This is a genomic window from Micromonospora sp. NPDC051924 (assembly GCF_055586005.1).
On record NZ_JBVJJA010000011.1, the window covers coordinates 70,035 to 84,655 of the forward strand.

Sequence of the window (14,621 nt, forward strand, 5' to 3'; positions counted from 1 at the left end):
CGACTCGCCGCACCACGAGTCGATCAGGCGGCTGGGCAGTGGACCCGGCCCGGTCAGGGGGTCATGCGGCCCTCGTGGCGGGCGACCGGGATTCCGCCGGGGAGCTGGACGGGGCCCTGGCCGTGCCAGTCGGTGACCAGGGCGTCCAGGGCGGCGACGTGCCGGTGCGACAGAGCGGCCGGCGGGGCGCCCAGCTCCCGCGCCCAGGCGTGCAGCACCCGGGTGCGTACCGCCGCCGGGAGGGCGGCCAGCGCGGACACGGAGAGACCACCCTCGGCCGCCCGCACCGGCCGGACCACCAACCCCGCGCCCGCCAGGTCCGCCGCCGAAGCGGACCGGGCGGCCGGCGCGGCGAGCGCGGCGGTGGCCAGGGCGTCGAGGGCGGCGGTGTCGGCGGCGAGCAGCCGGGCGGTCCGGGCCAGGTTGTCCACCACGCCGGGGCCCAGCGCGTCCACCAGCGCCGGGAGCAGCTCGGCCCGCACCCGGGACCGGGCGTACGCGGGGTCGGTGTTGTGCGGGTCGTCCCACGGGGTGAGGCCGAGCGCGGCGCACGCCTTGCGGGTGTCCTCCCGGGCGACGTCGAGCAGCGGGCGCAGCAGCGACACCCCGGCCCACTCACGCCGCTCCGGCATGCCGGCCAATCCGCGTGGACCGGCGCCCCGGGCCAGCGCGAGCAGTACCGTCTCGGCCTGGTCGTCCCGGGTGTGGCCGAGCAGGACCGCGGCGGCGTCGTGCCGGCGGGCGGCGGCGAGCAGGGCCTCGTACCGGGCTTCGCGGGCGGCCGCCTCCGGGCCACCGGGCCGCCCGGCGACCCGTACCGGCACCGCCTCGACCGGGTCCAGCCCCAGCTCGCGAGCCCAGGCGGCGACCGCCTCGGCTCGCTCGGCGGAGCCGGGTTGGAGGCCGTGGTCCACGGTCACCAGGCCGACGCGCCGGCCGAGCCGGGGCGCCACGAAGGCCGTGGCTGCGGCCAGCGCCAGCGAGTCGGCGCCACCGGAGCAGGCCACCAGCACCGGACCGGCCCCGGGCAGGCCGGTCAACGCCCGGCGTACGGCGACCCGGACGGCGGCAACCGGCGGAGCGAGCGCGGCCACGGCGGGGCGGGCGGCTCAGCCGGCGGCCGGGGTGGCGCCGGTCGGCCCGTGCACCCGGGCCACCCAGGCGTCCGGGTCGCCCAGCTCCTCGAGCCGGGGCAGGGTCAGCGGGGAGGAGAAGATCCTGTTGAAACCGGCCATGCCGACCCGGTCGACCACGCCGTGCACGAACTTGCGGCCCTCGGCGTACTGCCGCATCTTGACCTCGATGCCGAGCAGCCGGCGGATCGCCTTCTCCAGCGGGTTGCCGGACTCCCGGCGCCGGTTGAACGATGCCCGGATCGACTCGACGCTCGGGATCACCTGCGGACCCACGCCGTCCATGACGAACTCGGCGTGCCCCTCCAGCAGCGTCATCAGCGCGGTGAGCCGGTCGAGCACGGCCCGCTGGGCCGGGGTCTGCACGATGTCCAGCACGCTGGCCCGGCTCTCCGGGTCCCGCACCGCGTCGGAGAGGGTGGCCACGCCCCGGCGCAGCCGTTCGAGCAGGTGCTCGCCGGCCTGCGCGGCGTCCACGAACGCCTGCACCTCGCTGAGGAAGTACGCGCGCATCCACGGCACGGCGGTGAACTGGGTCCGGTGGGTCACCTCGTGCAGGCAGACCCAGAGCCGGAAGTCCCGGGGGTCGGCGCCCAGCTTCCGTTCCACCTCGACGATGTTCGGCGCGACCAGCAGCAGCTGGCCCGGATCGCCGGCAAAGACCTCGTACTGGCCGAGCACCCGGCCGGAGAGGTACGCCAGGACGGTGCCGGCCTGCACCCCGGTGAGCCGGGACCCGACCGCCTCGGTCAGCGGCCCGGGGCGCTTGTCGCCGGAGAGGCGGCTCACCAGCGGGCTGATCACCTCGCGCAGCCCGGCGATGTTCGCCGCCGCCCAGTCCCGCCGGTCCACCACGCGTACCGGTGGATGGGCGACCTGGGACCGCAGGCCGGTGTAGTCGGCGACGTGCCCGGCCGCCTCCTCGGTCAGCCGTCGCAGCTCGCTGACCACGTCGGTGGCCTCGGCGTACGACACGCGGGGGCCCGACTTGCCCAATGCCCCCGCGGTGGCGGCGGCCAGATCCCAGTCCACGAACTGCGCCATGAACCCACCGTACCCGCGCAGCGACACCCCAACCGGCGATCGACGGTGGTCGCAGCGTCTCAGCGGCAGCCGCAGCCGGCCAGCGCGGAGCTGATCCGGTCGAGGGCCTCCCGGGTCGCGTCGAGGGTGCCCGCCGGCGCCCGGTCGGTCAGCACGGCGAAGGTGAGCAGCCGGCCGTCGGCCGTGGTGACCAGGCCGGCGATGGCGTTCACCCCGGTCAGCGTCCCGGTCTTGGCCCGGACCACGCCGGCCCCGACCCTGGTGGCCGACTCCTGGTACCGGTCACCCAGGGTGCCGGACCAGCCACCGACCGGCAGGCCGCCGAAGATCGCCGCCAGCTCGGGGTGACTGCCGTTGCCGGCGAGTGTGATCAGATCGGTGAGCAGGGACGGGCTGATCCGGTTGGTCCGGGAGAGCCCGCTGCCGTCGGCCAGGCTGATCTCGTCGGCCGGCAGGCCGAGCTCGCCGAGCACCTGGTCGGTGGCGGCCGCGCCACCCTCGAAGGAGGCCGGCTTGCCCTTGGCGAGCGCCACCTGCCGGGCCATCGACTCGGCGATCACGTTGTCGCTGTCGCTGATCATGATGTCGACCAGCCGGACCATCGGCAGCGACTCGACCTTGCCCAGCTCGGTGCCGGCCGCGGGCGCGGCTCCACCGGAGGCCGCGGGAGCGCTGCCCCGCTTCACCTCGGCGGCGTCGCCGGAGAGGCCGAGCAGCTTGGCGAACTGCCGGCCGGCGGTCAGGTCCGGCTGGGGGACCCGCTCGGCCATGCCGTGGGTGTCGTCGAACGACTTACGGGCCGCCTCCGGATCTCGGCGGGCGCCGTCGGTCATCAGCGCCGTGATCGCCGCGCCGAAGCCGCCGGTGGGGATGTCGTCGTCCCAGCCCGGGCCGTACACCTGGCCGCTGAACAGGGACGAGTCGACGATGACCTTGGTCGGCGCCTGGCCGCCGAGCGCCGTGCGCACCTGGGCGGCGAGGTCGTCCAGCCGGGCCGCGCCCGGGTAGAAGCCGTTCTTGTCGACCGCGAGGGTCGGGTCACCGCCGCCGACCAGCACCACCTCGCCGGGGTTCGGGCCGGCCACCGCCCGGGTGGGGATCCGGTACGCCGGGCCCCGGGCGGCCAGCACGGCGACCCCGGTGGCCAGCTTGGTCACCGAGGCGGGGACGGTCGGGCTGTCCTGCCCCCGGCCGTAGAGCGCCTTGCCGGTGGCCACGTCCTCCACCGAGACGTTCACCCGCTCGCCGAGCGCGGCCGCCCCGACCAGGGGTTCGAGCGCGGCACGGACCCCTTCGGGGGTCGGCGTCGGGGCGTTGGCGTCGGCGCCGGCGAGCACGTCCGCCGGGGCGGGCTCGGCGGTCCGGGCGCCGGCGGTCGGCGCGGCGCTCTCCCCGCCGAGCCAGCCGGCCAGCGGTCCGGGGCGGAGCACGGCCAACCCGGCGGCGGCCACCACGATCACCAGCACGGCGGCCAGCACCGCCAGCAGCCGGGACCGGCTCCGGCGGGGTGGGGCGGGTGGCGGGGGCGGCGCGGCGCCGGCCGGCGGGACGGGCGGGCTCACCGGGATCCCACCGGGCGCATCGTGCCCCGGCCAGCTCACCGGGGCGACCGGACCGGCGGGATACCGCCGCGGGTCGGCCCGCCCCACCGGATCGGCGCCGTAGGCGGTGGGCTGGGCGCGGCCGACCGGGCCGCCACCGTACGCGGAAGGATCGGCACGGCCGACCGGGGCACCACCGTACGCGGAGGGACCGGCCCGACCCGCCGGCCCGGGGCCGTACGCCGCGGGGTCGGCGCGGCCGACCGGAGCGGAGCCGGCGGCCGGGGCGGAGCCGCCACCGGGGTTCGTCCCGGGGACCCGGACCCGGCCGGAGGCGGAACCTCCGGACTTCCGCCCGTCAACCCCCTCGGGGCGGTAGTGTGAATCTTCCCTCCCCACGACCCCCTCCTCCCCAGCTCAAAAGCGCCTTGGGTGACACTACTTCGGTCCGAACACTATGCGGCGGCCGGAGCCGGCGGGGGTCATTCACCTGCGCGGGAGGGCGGCGCCACTGGTTTCCGTTAGCCAGCGTGGGCAAACGAGGGAGCGTGGAAGATGGATTTCGACGTCACGGTTGAGATCCCGAAGGGTCACCGCAACAAGTACGAGGTGGACCACGCGACCGGCCGGATCCGGCTGGACCGCACCCTCTTCACCTCCACGCAGTACCCGGCGGACTACGGCTTCATCGAGGGCACCCTGGGCGAGGACGGCGACCCGCTGGACGCGCTGGTGCTGGTCCCCGAGCCCACCTTCCCCGGCTGCCTGATCCGCTGCCGCACCATCGGCATGTTCCGGATGACGGACGAGAAGGGCGGCGACGACAAGGTCCTCTGCGTCCCCTACGAGGACCCGCGCCAGGAGCACCTCCGGGACATCCACCACCTGGGCGAGTTCGACCGGCTGGAGATCCAGCACTTCTTCGAGGTGTACAAGGACCTGGAGCCGGGCAAGTCGGTGGAGGGCGCGACCTGGGTGGGCCGCACCGAGGCCGAGGCCGAGATCCGGGCCTCGTACCAGCGTGCCAAGGAGGCCGCGGAGCGCGGCGAGACGCTGCACTGACCTGACCTGCGTCGACGGGCCCGGGCCGCTCAGCCGAGCGACCCGGGCCCGCGCGCATGCTCAGCCGAGCAGGCCCCGGGCCCGGTCGTAGAGGTCCAGCACCGCGCAGGCCACCGGGACCACGGAGACCACCAGCGCGGTGTCGGTCAGGTCGGCCAGCCGGCCGAGGTACGGGGAGAGCGGTCGCCGGGCGTAGGTGGCGCCGGCCGCCACGGCGGTCAGTGCCAGCAGCAGCCCGCCGCCGGCCAGCAGGAGCCGGCCGGTCGGACCGGCGGGCCCGGCGAGGATCGTGCCGAGCAGGGCGTACCCGGTCAGGCCGGCGACCACCGGGGGCACCCGGTGGCGGACCGCCACGAAGAGCCGGGAGCGCAGCAGCAGCACGGCGCAGCCGACCGCTGCCAGCAGCCGTCCGGCGGGCCCGCCCGTGGTGGCCAGCACCGCCGTGGCGGCCACCGCCAGCACGGCATGCCCGAGCAGCAGCCCGCTCAGCACCTCCTCGGTCCGGGCCACCGCCGCGTGCACCCGTCCCCTGTCGGGCAGGTCGCGTACGCCGCTGGGGCCGCCGGTGGGGGTGGTGGCGGGCAGGGTGATCGGCGGCAGCGGCAGCTTGCCGAGCCGGATGGACAGCAGCGGCAGCCCGCCGAGCGCGAAGACCAGCACGCACAGCAGCACCGCCGCGGTGCCGGCCGGGTCGAGGAGGAGACCGCCGAGAGCGGCGGACGCGCCCGCCAGGCCGGTGGCCCCGCCGGCCACGAAGATCCGGCCGCGGCTGGCCACGCCGAGCAGGCCGAGCACCGAGACCAGCAGCAACGCCACCGAGCCGGCCAGCAACTCGGGTGCGCCGACCCAGCGCAGCGGGGCGAGCGGGCCGACCGGGTCGCCGGTGCCGACCGCCAGCGCGCCGGCCGCGGCGGCCCAGGGCAGGGCGTACCCGCCGAGGGTGGTGCCGGCCCGGCCGTCGCCGTACGCCCGGGAGGCGGCGGTGCCGGCGAGCACGAGCAGCAGCGCCACCGCGGCCGCGACGGGCCAGCCGGTGCGCGGCCCGGGACCGGCGGCCAGTACGGCGACGAGCCCCACGGCCAGCGGCACGCCCGCCCCGACCAGGGTGGCCGTCCGGGTGGCCGCCGGTGACCAGGCGGCGCCCCGGCGGCGGGCCCCGTCGGCGATCGTCTCGACCACGTCGTCGTACTCCAGCTCGGGCCACTCGGCCCGGGCCGGTACGAGGTGCAGCACCTCGCCGTCGCGTACCCCCTAGGGGAGCAGCGCCTGCGCGGTGGCCAGCACCGCCCCGTCGGTGCGGCGCAGCACCCAGCCGCCGTGCCGTTCCCCGTCGTCGGCCAACCCCTCCCCGGCGTGCCGGAGCACCTCGGGCAGCAGCTCGGCCAGGGGAACCTGTTCCGGCAGGGCCACGTCCACCCGCCGCTGGGGGGCGCTGATGGTGACCCGCGCCAGCCCGATTGTCATCGAGGTCTCTCCATATTGAACGGGACGGGTGACTGACGGATGACAGGACTTTACCTACCATGAGCCAGGCTCGGGTTACCGAGAGCCATGGGGAGGCTCCGTGTCCACTGTCGTCATCAAGCGGCCGCCACGCCGCCCGGCGCCGGAAATTCCGGCCGGCGAGCTGCCCGTCGAGGCGCCGCCGGAGATCCCCGTGCTCACCGGAGGGCGCTGGCAGCAGGCGCTGATGGTCCTGCCCATGCTGGGCGGCACGGTGGCGATGGCGATGATGTTCGGCCGGGGCGGCGGGGCCTACTCGTACGTGGTGGGCGGGATGTTCGGCCTCTCCTCGGTGGCGATGCTGGTGACCTCCTGGGGCAGCGCGGCCGGCACCCCGCGCAGGTCCGAGATGATGGCCGCCCGCCGGGAGTACCTGCGCCACCTGGCCGCGCTGCGCCGCCGGGTCCGGGAGACCGTCGGGGCGCAGCGGGCGGGGCTCTACTACCGGCACCCCGACCCCGGCCGGCTCTGGTCGACGGTGGACAGCCACCGGGTCTGGGAACGCCGGCCGGGTGACCCCGACTTCGCCGTGGTCCGGGTCGGGGTCGGTCCGCAGACCCTGGCCACCCCGCTGATCCCGCCGGTTACCCGGCCACTGGAGGAGCTGGAGCCGATGACCGCGGGAGCGCTGCGACGCTTCCTCGACGCGTACTCGGTGGTGCCGGACCTGCCGGTGGCGCTCTCGCTGCGCAGCTTCGCCCGGGTCTTCGTCCGGGGCTCTCGACAACTCCAGCTCGGCGCGTCTGACGCCGCGCAGCGACCTGGAGCCGTCGCCGGGTCGCCGGACGCGCAGGGGCTGGCCCGGGCCGTGCTCACCCAGCTCGCCGTCTTCCACGCCCCCGACGAGCTGCTGATCGCGGTCTGCGCCGGGCCGGAGCGGCGGGCCGGCTGGGAGTGGGTGAAGTGGCTGCCGCACGCCCACCACCCGCGCCGCACCGACGCGCTCGGGCCGGTCCGGCTGGTCACCAACTCGGCCGCCGAGCTGGAACGGCTCCTCGACGACGTGCTGGCCAGCCGGTCCCGGTTCAGCCCGGCCGGCCCGGCCACGGACGGGCCGCACGTGCTGGTGCTGCTCGACGGCGGCGACCTGACCGGGGCGACCGACCTGGCCGGGGACGGCGGCATCGACGCGGTCACCGTCCTCGACCTGGACACCCCGCCGCCCCGCCTGCTCGACCGGTACACCCTCGTGCTCGAACTGGCCGACGGCCGCCTGCGCTCGCACTCCGCCGAGGGGCACGCCGAGGTCGGCATCGCCGACACGCTGGAACCCGCCGACGCCGAGGCCGTCGCCCGCCGGCTCGCCCCGCTCCGGCTCGCCGGCACGGTACGCGGGCCGGACGCCCCGCCGGGTGCCGAGCCGGGCCTGCCCGAACTGCTCGGCATCGGCGACCCGGAGAACTTCACCGCCGAGCAGGGCTGGGCGCCCCGGGCCGCCCGGGACCGGCTGCGGGTGCCGATCGGGGTGGGCGCCGACGGCGGCGCGATCGAGCTGGACCTCAAGGAGTCGGCGCAGGACGGCATGGGCCCGCACGGCCTGCTCATCGGGGCCACCGGTTCCGGCAAGTCGGAGCTGCTCCGCACCCTGGTGCTGGGGCTGGCCGCCACGCACAGCTCGGAGCAGCTCAACTTCGTGCTGGTCGACTTCAAGGGCGGGGCCACCTTCGCGTCGTTCGAGCGGTTGCCGCACACCGCCGCGGTGATCACCAACCTGGCCGACGCGCTGCCCCTGGTCGACCGGATGGTCGACGCGATCAACGGCGAGCTGACCCGCCGCCAGGAGTTGCTCCGCCGGGCCGGCAACTTCGCCAGCCTGCGCGACTACGAGCGGGCCCGGGCCGCCGGCACCCCGCTCGCGCCGCTGCCGTCGCTGCTGCTCGTCTGCGACGAGTTCGCCGAGCTGCTGTCGGCCAAGCCGGACTTCATCGACCTGTTCGTCCAGATCGGCCGGGTGGGCCGGTCACTCGGGGTCCACCTGCTGCTGGCGTCGCAGCGCTTGGAGGAGGGACGGCTGCGCGGGCTCGACACCCACCTGTCGTACCGGATCGGGTTGCGCACCTTCTCGGCGCTGGAGTCCCGGACGGTGCTCGGGGTGCCGGACGCGCACGAGCTGCCCCGCACCCCTGGGCACGGCTTCCTGCGCTCGGGCACCGACCCGCTGGTCCGGTTCAAGGCCGCGTACGTCTCCGGCCCGGTCCGCCGCCCCCACGGCGGGACGGCGGGCACGGCCGGCGGCGGCGTCCCCCGGCTGCTCACCTTCTCCACCCATCTGGTGCCGATGCCGGACCCACCCACCCCGGCCGCGCTCCCCGCCGCGGAGGACGTCGCCGAGAGCCTGCTCGATCTGCTCGTGTCGCGGCTGGCCGGGCAGGGGCCGCCGGCGCACCAGGTCTGGTTGCCGCCGCTGGACTCGTCCCCCACCCTCGACGAGCTGCTCGGCCCGGTGGGCGTCGACCCGGTCCGCGGCCTGACCGTGGCGAACCCGGAGCTGCACGGCGCCCTCCAGGTGCCGGTGGCCGTGGTGGACAAGCCGCTGGAGCAGCGCCGGGACCTGTTCTGGCTGGCGCTGGACGGGGCGGCCGGGCACGTGGCGGTGGTGGGGACCACCCGCAGCGGGCGGTCCAGCCTGCTGCGCACGCTGGTCTGCGCGCTGGCGCTCACCCACACCCCGGCCGAGGCACAGGTCTACTGCCTCGACTTCGGCGGCGGGACGCTCGGCGCGCTGCGCGATCTGCCGCACGTCGGTGGGGTGGCCGGGCGCACCGACGACACCGCCGTCCGCCGGACCGTCGGGGAGATCGCCGGGCTGCTCGCCCAGCGGGAGCGGCGGTTCGCCGAGGCGGGGGTGGAGTCGGTGGCCGCCTGGCGGCGCCGACGGGCCGCCGCGCCGGCCGGCGGGCCGCCGGGCACCGACCCGTTCGGCGACGTGTTCCTGGTGGTCGACGGCTGGAACATCCTGCGCAGCGACTACGACGACCTGGAACCCCTGGTCACCGAGCTGGCCACCCGGGGGCTCGCGTACGGGGTGCACGTGGTGGCCAGTTCGCTGCGCTGGTCGGACTTCCGCCCGGCGATCCGCGACCTCTTCGGCTCCCGCGTGGAGCTGCGCCTCGGCGACCCGTCGGACACGGTGGTGAGCAAGCGGCAGTTCGCGACGACCGTGCTGGAGGGGCGGCCCGGACGCGGCATCACCGCCGCCGGGCTGCACTTCCTCGCCGCCACCCCCGCCGTCGCCAACCTGGGCGGCGAGACGACCGACCTGGTCAAGGCGGTCGCCGGGGCCTGGACCGGGCCGGTCGCGCCCCCGGTACGGCTGCTTCCGCCCGTGCTGCCATACGCCGAGCTGGACCGGAGCGCGACCAGCGGGCTGGCCTTCGCGATCGGGGTGGCCGAGGCGGACCTGCGCCCGCTGGTGCTGGACTTCGCGGTCGAGCCCAACTTCGTGGTCTTCGGCGACGCCGAGTGCGGCAAGTCGTCGTTCCTGCGGGCGCTGGCCACCTCGATCGTCAACCGGTTCACCCCCGAGCAGGCCCGGGTGATGCTGGTGGACTACCGGCGCAGCCTGATGGGAACGATCGAGACGCCGCACCTGATCGGGTACGGCACGGCCGCGCCGCACACCGCCGACCTGCTCGAGTCGGCGGCGAGCTACCTGCAGGGGCGGCTGCCCGGTCCGGAGGTCACCCCGGCCGAGCTGCGCAGCCGGTCGTGGTGGACCGGGCCGGAACTGTTCGTGCTGGTGGACGACTACGACCTGGTGGCCGGTGGGCCGACCAACCCGCTGCGCGCGTTGGAGGAGCACCTGCCGCACGCCCGGGACGTCGGGCTGCACCTGGTGCTGGCCCGCCGCGCCGCCGGATCGGGTCGGACCTCGTTCGAGCCGATCATCCAGCGGTTGCGGGAGCTCTCCACGCCCGGCCTGGTGATGTCGGGCGCACCGGAGGAGGGCGCGCTCGTGGGTCAGGTGCGGGCGGGACCGTTGCCGCCGGGCCGGGGCCGGTTGGTCACCCGGCGCGAGGGGGTCAGGTTGGTGCAGCTGGCCCACCTGCCGCCGGGGTGAGTGGTGTCACCGAGTTGCACCGGGACGCGGGAGAGACCCGGTAATCTCCGAGCAGCATGGTCTTGTCGCGATGAATGGCTGGGGAATGTGACCAGGGATCGGCAGGGGGCTCCGAGCGCGGTACGGCGCGTGGTCGGGCGGGCACTGCTCGGGGTGGCGGCCACCGTGGCCACCGTGGCCGGTCCGTGGGTGCCGCCCGCGCACGCCGTCGCCGTACGGGAGCCGGCCTGGGTGACGCCGGTCGAGTCCCCGGCCCGGGTCGACCAGGTCCGCGAGGAGCAGTGGCAGCTCGACCAGCTGAACGCGAGGACCGCCTGGCGGACCTCGACCGGGCGCGGCGTGGTGGTCGCGGTGGTCGACTCCGGTGTGGACGGTTCCCATCCGGACCTGGCCGGCCAGGTGCTCCCCGGCATCGACCTGGTCGCCCCCGACGGCTCCGACGGCCCGGACCCGGTGGGGCACGGCACCACGGTCGCCGGCCTGATCGCCGGGCGGAACGACGACGACCGAGGGGTGGTCGGTCTCGCGCCGGACGCCAAGATCCTCCCGGTCCGGGTGCTCGACGACGAGAACCGGTACGACGACGCGCTGATCGTCGCCAAGGGGGTGCGCTGGGCGGTCGACAACGGGGCCCGCGTGATCAACCTGTCCCTCGGCGGCAGCGGGGACAGCCCCGCCCTGGCCGCCGCCCTCGACTACGCCTTCGCCCGGGACGTGGTGGTGGTCGCCTGCACCGGCAACCTGGCCACCTCGACCAGCCCCAAGGTCTGGTACCCGGCCCGCGAGCCCGGCGTGATCGCCGTCGCCGGCCTGGAACGCAACGGCAAGGACCTCTGGTCCGGCTCGATCACCGGCCACGAGACGGTGCTCACCGCCCCGGCGACCGCGCTCTACGGCGCCCGCCCCGACGGGTACTGGCGGGTGCAGGGGACGAGCTTCGCCTCGCCACTGGTCGCGGCGACGGCCGCGCTGATCCGGTCCCGGTACCCGCGGATGTCCGCCGGTGACGTCGTCAACCGGCTGATCAGCACCGCCAAGGACCTCGGCCCGACCGGCCGGGACGACCGGTTCGGCTACGGGTTGGTGGACCCGGTGGCCGCGCTGACCACCGACGTGCCGTCGGTGGGGGCCAACCCGCTCGACGACAACGCCTCCCCCGGCGTGGTCGGCTTCGGCCCGGCCCCCGGTGCCGACCGGGCCGCCTGGGCCGCCGCCGGGCAGGGCGGCGACCCGTTCTACGCCGCGCCCCGGCAGCAGACGAAGTGGTCGGCCCGGGCGGCCGGCCAGTACACCGACTCGGCGCCGGAGCGGCTCTGGACCGGGCTGGCCCTCTTCGTCGCCCTGGTCACCGGCGCGGCGTTGGTGGTCCGCCGGTTCCGCCAGGCCCGGCGTTGACCCGGCCGGTCTGATCGGCCCTTCCGCTGGGTAGTGGACGACGTATGAACAGCGTGGACACCGAGCGGCGGTCCTGGCGTGCCGCGCGGCTGAATCCGGACCGTTCGCTGGGGCTGCGCCTGACCCTGGCCACCGTCGCGGCGTTTCTGGTGCTGGTGCCGTTCGCCCTGCTGGCGCTCCTGGTGCTGGGCGCGTGGCCGCCGCTGTTCCGGCTCGACGCCGCGATCACCGACACGCTCCACGGGTACGCGCTGGAGCACCCGGCCTGGGTGCGGGTGATGAGCCTGTGGACCGATGTCTTCGCCCCCGGCCCGCTGCGGGTGGCCGCCGCCGTGGTGGTGGGCTGGCTGTTCCTCCGCCGGGCGCCGCGGCTGGCGCTCTGGGTGGTCACCACGATGACCGTGGGCGGGCTGCTCGGCGGGCTGCTCAAGCTGCTGGTCGGGCGGCACCGCCCGGACCTGCTCGACCCGGTGGCCCGGGCGGCCGGATACTCCTTCCCGTCCGGGCACGCGCTGAACGCCGCCCTGGCCGCCGGCGTGCTGCTGCTGGTCTTCCTGCCGTACGCCCGGGATCGGCGGGGGCTGCGCTGGGGGTTGTGGAGCACGGCGGTGCTGCTCGCCGTGGTGACCGGGCTCAGCCGGATCGTGCTGGGCGTGCACTGGACCAGCGACGTGGTCGGTGGCTGGCTGCTCGGCGCGGCGGTGGTCGCCGCCACGGCCGCCGCGTTCACCACCTGGCGGACCCGGATCGGCCGGCCGGTCCGGACCACCCGAGAAGGGGTGGAGCCGGAGTTGGCCGAGCCGGGCCCGGACGGGCCGCACGCGTAGTTCGGCACCGGTCGGGGTAAAGGGCGGCCCATGTCCGATGTCGTGGTGAAGGTCGCCAAGCGGATCCTGCTGCCGGTGGCCCTGCTCTTCTCCGTCATGGTGGCGCTGGGCCTCCTGGTCACCCGGGTGCTCGCGAAGTCCTGGCCGTTCACCGTCGAGGACACGGTGAACCGGGAACTCGCCGCCGACCGGACGCCGGGGTGGAACGATGTGTCTCTGGTGTTCAGCACGCTGGCCAGCACCCAGATGATCGTGGTGGTGACCGTGCTGGTCGCCCTGGTGCTGCGGCTGGTGCTGCACCGCTGGCGGGAGCCGCTCTTCCTCTGCGCGGCGGTGAGCGCGCAGGCGCTGGTCTTCCTCTTCACCACCATGGTGATCGACCGGCACCGCCCGGCGGTCGAGCACATGGACACCTCGCCGCCGACCTCCAGCTTCCCCTCCGGGCACACCTCCGCAGCGACCGCGCTCTACATCGGCATCGCCGTGCTGCTGGCGCTGCGGGCGAAGAGCAGACCCGCCAAAATCGCGTGGTGGAGCCTGCTGGTCCTGGTGCCGGTCGGGGTGGCGATCACCCGGATGTACCGGGGCATGCACCACCCCAGCGACGTGGTGGCGTCCTTCCTGAACGGCGGCACGTGCGTCGCGATCATGGCCCGTGCGGTGCTCGACCGGACCCTCACCTGGGGTCGGGGCAAGCTGCCGGTCGACCGCTCCGGCGACGACGTGGCCCCGGCGGGCGCGTCCGCCGGCTGACGCCGCCCCGGCCGGCCGGGACGACCGCCGTCCCGGTCGGCCGCCGTCGCCGGGCTCAGGTGCAGTCGCCGGTGCCGACCGCCCGGGTACGCTCCGCGCCGGCCAGCGCGACCGGCCGGGCCTCGGCGGCGGTCACCGCGAAGCCGGTGTTCGGGTCGTCCGCCGCCGCCGCGAAGATCACCCCGAGCACCAGCCCGTTGGAGGAGACCAGCGGGCCGCCCGAGTTGCCGCTGCGGACCAGCGCCCGGATCGTGTAGATCTCCCGGGTCACGTCCCCGGCGGAGTAGATGTCCGGGCCGGTGATCCGGTCGACGTCCCGGATCCGGGCCGGGCGGGCGTCGTACGGGCCGTCGAGGGGGAAGCCCAGCACGATGGCGTCCGCCCCGCTGCCGGCCTGGCCGGCGGCGAAGCGCAGGGACGGGCCGGGCAGCCCCGGCACGTGCAGCACGGCCAGGTCCCGCTCCGGGTCGTAGACGACCACCTCGCCGTCGTACCGCTCGCCGCGCAGCTCGACCGCCACCGAGCGGGTGCCGGCCACCACATGCGCGTTGGTCATCACCCGGTCGTCCGCGTACACGAAGCCGGAGCCCTCGATGCGGCGGGCGCAGCTCGGCGCGGAGCCCAGCACCTTCACCACCGCCCGCTGGCTGGTCCGCACCACCTGGGAGCCGGCCAGCGCCGGGTCGGGCGGGGAGACTTGGCGGGCGCGGGTCGGGGCGAGATCGCCGAAGACGTCCGGAAAGCCGTTGGTGTCGACGGTGTCCCGCAGCGCCGTGGAGAGTTCCTGCGCCTTGTCCGGCAGGACCCGGTCGACCACGGTCAGCAGGGCGCTGTTGCGGACCGAGGAGGCCAGCCAGGGCAGCGACGAGGAGCCCAGCGGCACCGCGACCAGCCAGGCCACCAGCATCACCGCGAAGACCGAGACGAGCGCGCCGCCGATGTCGTCGAGTCGTTTGGCCAGCTCGTTGGTGATCGTCTGGCGCAGGTGCGAGCCCAGCCAGCCGGCCAGCGCCTGGCCGAGCACGGCGAGGCCGAAGACCGCGACGAGCGAGATCAGTACCCGGGTGCCGCTGTCGGCGAACTGCCGGGCGACCAGCGGACCGACCTGCAGCCCGACAAGCGCCCCCAGGAAGAACCCGGAGAACGACAGCGCCCCGATGACGAAGCCCTGACGGTATCCGCTGATCGCGAACACGAGCATGAGCAGGAGCAGTACGAGATCCACGGCGGACACGCGTCCAGGGTACGGGTACTGCGCCCGGAAGACCCTGAGCGCTGGCTGAAGGTGACGCTCAGGTACGCG

At 75.5% G+C, this 14,621-nt stretch carries 9 protein-coding genes and 1 pseudogene; 5 read left to right on the plus strand and 5 right to left on the minus strand.

Annotated features, from left to right (window positions below; all coding sequences use genetic code 11):
* Positions 1 to 53: 53 nt before the first annotated feature.
* The 3 genes from tilS to dacB are packed head-to-tail and all read right to left on the minus strand — an operon-like array spanning position 54 to position 3,739.
* The gene (tilS, locus tag ACZ6S5_RS11465; RefSeq protein ID WP_465999903.1) at positions 54 to 1,094 is read right to left on the minus strand and encodes a tRNA lysidine(34) synthetase TilS; all 1,041 of its coding nucleotides are present in this window, start codon (positions 1,092 to 1,094) and stop codon (positions 54 to 56) included.
* Positions 1,095 to 1,109: 15 nt separating this feature from the next.
* Positions 1,110 to 2,177, minus strand: coding sequence for a zinc-dependent metalloprotease (locus ACZ6S5_RS11470; protein WP_465999904.1), 1,068 nt, complete (start codon positions 2,175 to 2,177; stop codon positions 1,110 to 1,112).
* A gap of 59 nt (positions 2,178 to 2,236) precedes the next feature.
* Entirely contained in the window at positions 2,237 to 3,739 is a 1,503-nt protein-coding gene (gene dacB, locus ACZ6S5_RS11475; RefSeq protein ID WP_465999987.1) for a D-alanyl-D-alanine carboxypeptidase/D-alanyl-D-alanine endopeptidase, read from the minus strand.
* Positions 3,740 to 4,273: 534 nt separating this feature from the next.
* On the opposite strand from dacB, the gene ACZ6S5_RS11480 reads away from it, so the two are divergent.
* Positions 4,274 to 4,780 carry an inorganic diphosphatase gene (locus tag ACZ6S5_RS11480; RefSeq protein WP_465999905.1) on the plus strand — a complete coding sequence of 169 codons (507 nt, stop codon included), beginning with the start codon at positions 4,274 to 4,276 and terminating at the stop codon, positions 4,778 to 4,780.
* 60 nt (positions 4,781 to 4,840) lie between these two features.
* On the opposite strand, the pseudogene eccD reads toward ACZ6S5_RS11480, so the two are convergent.
* A pseudogene (gene eccD / locus ACZ6S5_RS11485) lies at positions 4,841 to 6,244 on the minus strand (type VII secretion integral membrane protein EccD).
* 100 nt (positions 6,245 to 6,344) lie between these two features.
* Here eccD and eccCa point away from each other — a divergent pair.
* The 4 genes from eccCa to ACZ6S5_RS11505 all read left to right on the plus strand — a co-directional run bounded on the left by eccCa (position 6,345) and on the right by ACZ6S5_RS11505 (position 13,318).
* Positions 6,345 to 10,343, plus strand: a complete 3,999-nt coding sequence (gene eccCa, locus ACZ6S5_RS11490; protein ID WP_465999906.1) for a type VII secretion protein EccCa — start codon at positions 6,345 to 6,347, stop codon at positions 10,341 to 10,343.
* Between the two features lie 87 nt (positions 10,344 to 10,430).
* Positions 10,431 to 11,738, plus strand: coding sequence for a type VII secretion-associated serine protease mycosin (gene mycP / locus ACZ6S5_RS11495; protein ID WP_465999907.1), 1,308 nt, complete (start codon positions 10,431 to 10,433; stop codon positions 11,736 to 11,738).
* Between the two features lie 44 nt (positions 11,739 to 11,782).
* Complete coding sequence (locus ACZ6S5_RS11500; RefSeq protein ID WP_465999908.1) at positions 11,783 to 12,565, plus strand: phosphatase PAP2 family protein; 783 nt, start codon at positions 11,783 to 11,785, stop codon at positions 12,563 to 12,565.
* Positions 12,566 to 12,595: 30 nt separating this feature from the next.
* Positions 12,596 to 13,318, plus strand: a complete 723-nt coding sequence (locus ACZ6S5_RS11505; RefSeq protein WP_465999909.1) for a phosphatase PAP2 family protein — start codon at positions 12,596 to 12,598, stop codon at positions 13,316 to 13,318.
* Between the two features lie 55 nt (positions 13,319 to 13,373).
* On the opposite strand, the gene ACZ6S5_RS11510 is transcribed toward ACZ6S5_RS11505, so the two are convergent.
* The gene (locus ACZ6S5_RS11510; RefSeq protein WP_465999910.1) at positions 13,374 to 14,552 is read right to left on the minus strand and encodes a MarP family serine protease; all 1,179 of its coding nucleotides are present in this window, start codon (positions 14,550 to 14,552) and stop codon (positions 13,374 to 13,376) included.
* Between the last annotated feature and the right edge of the window lie 69 nt (positions 14,553 to 14,621).

Excerpts from the sequence above, each read along its gene's own strand:
- ACZ6S5_RS11470 (WP_465999904.1), bottom strand. The coding sequence starts at position 2,177 with ATGGCGCAGTTCGTGGACTGGGATCTGGCCGCCGCCACCGCGGGGGCA.
- ACZ6S5_RS11480 (WP_465999905.1), top strand. The coding sequence starts at position 4,274 with ATGGATTTCGACGTCACGGTTGAGATCCCGAAGGGTCACCGCAACAAG.
- ACZ6S5_RS11500 (WP_465999908.1), top strand. The coding sequence starts at position 11,783 with ATGAACAGCGTGGACACCGAGCGGCGGTCCTGGCGTGCCGCGCGGCTG.
- ACZ6S5_RS11505 (WP_465999909.1), top strand. The coding sequence starts at position 12,596 with ATGTCCGATGTCGTGGTGAAGGTCGCCAAGCGGATCCTGCTGCCGGTG.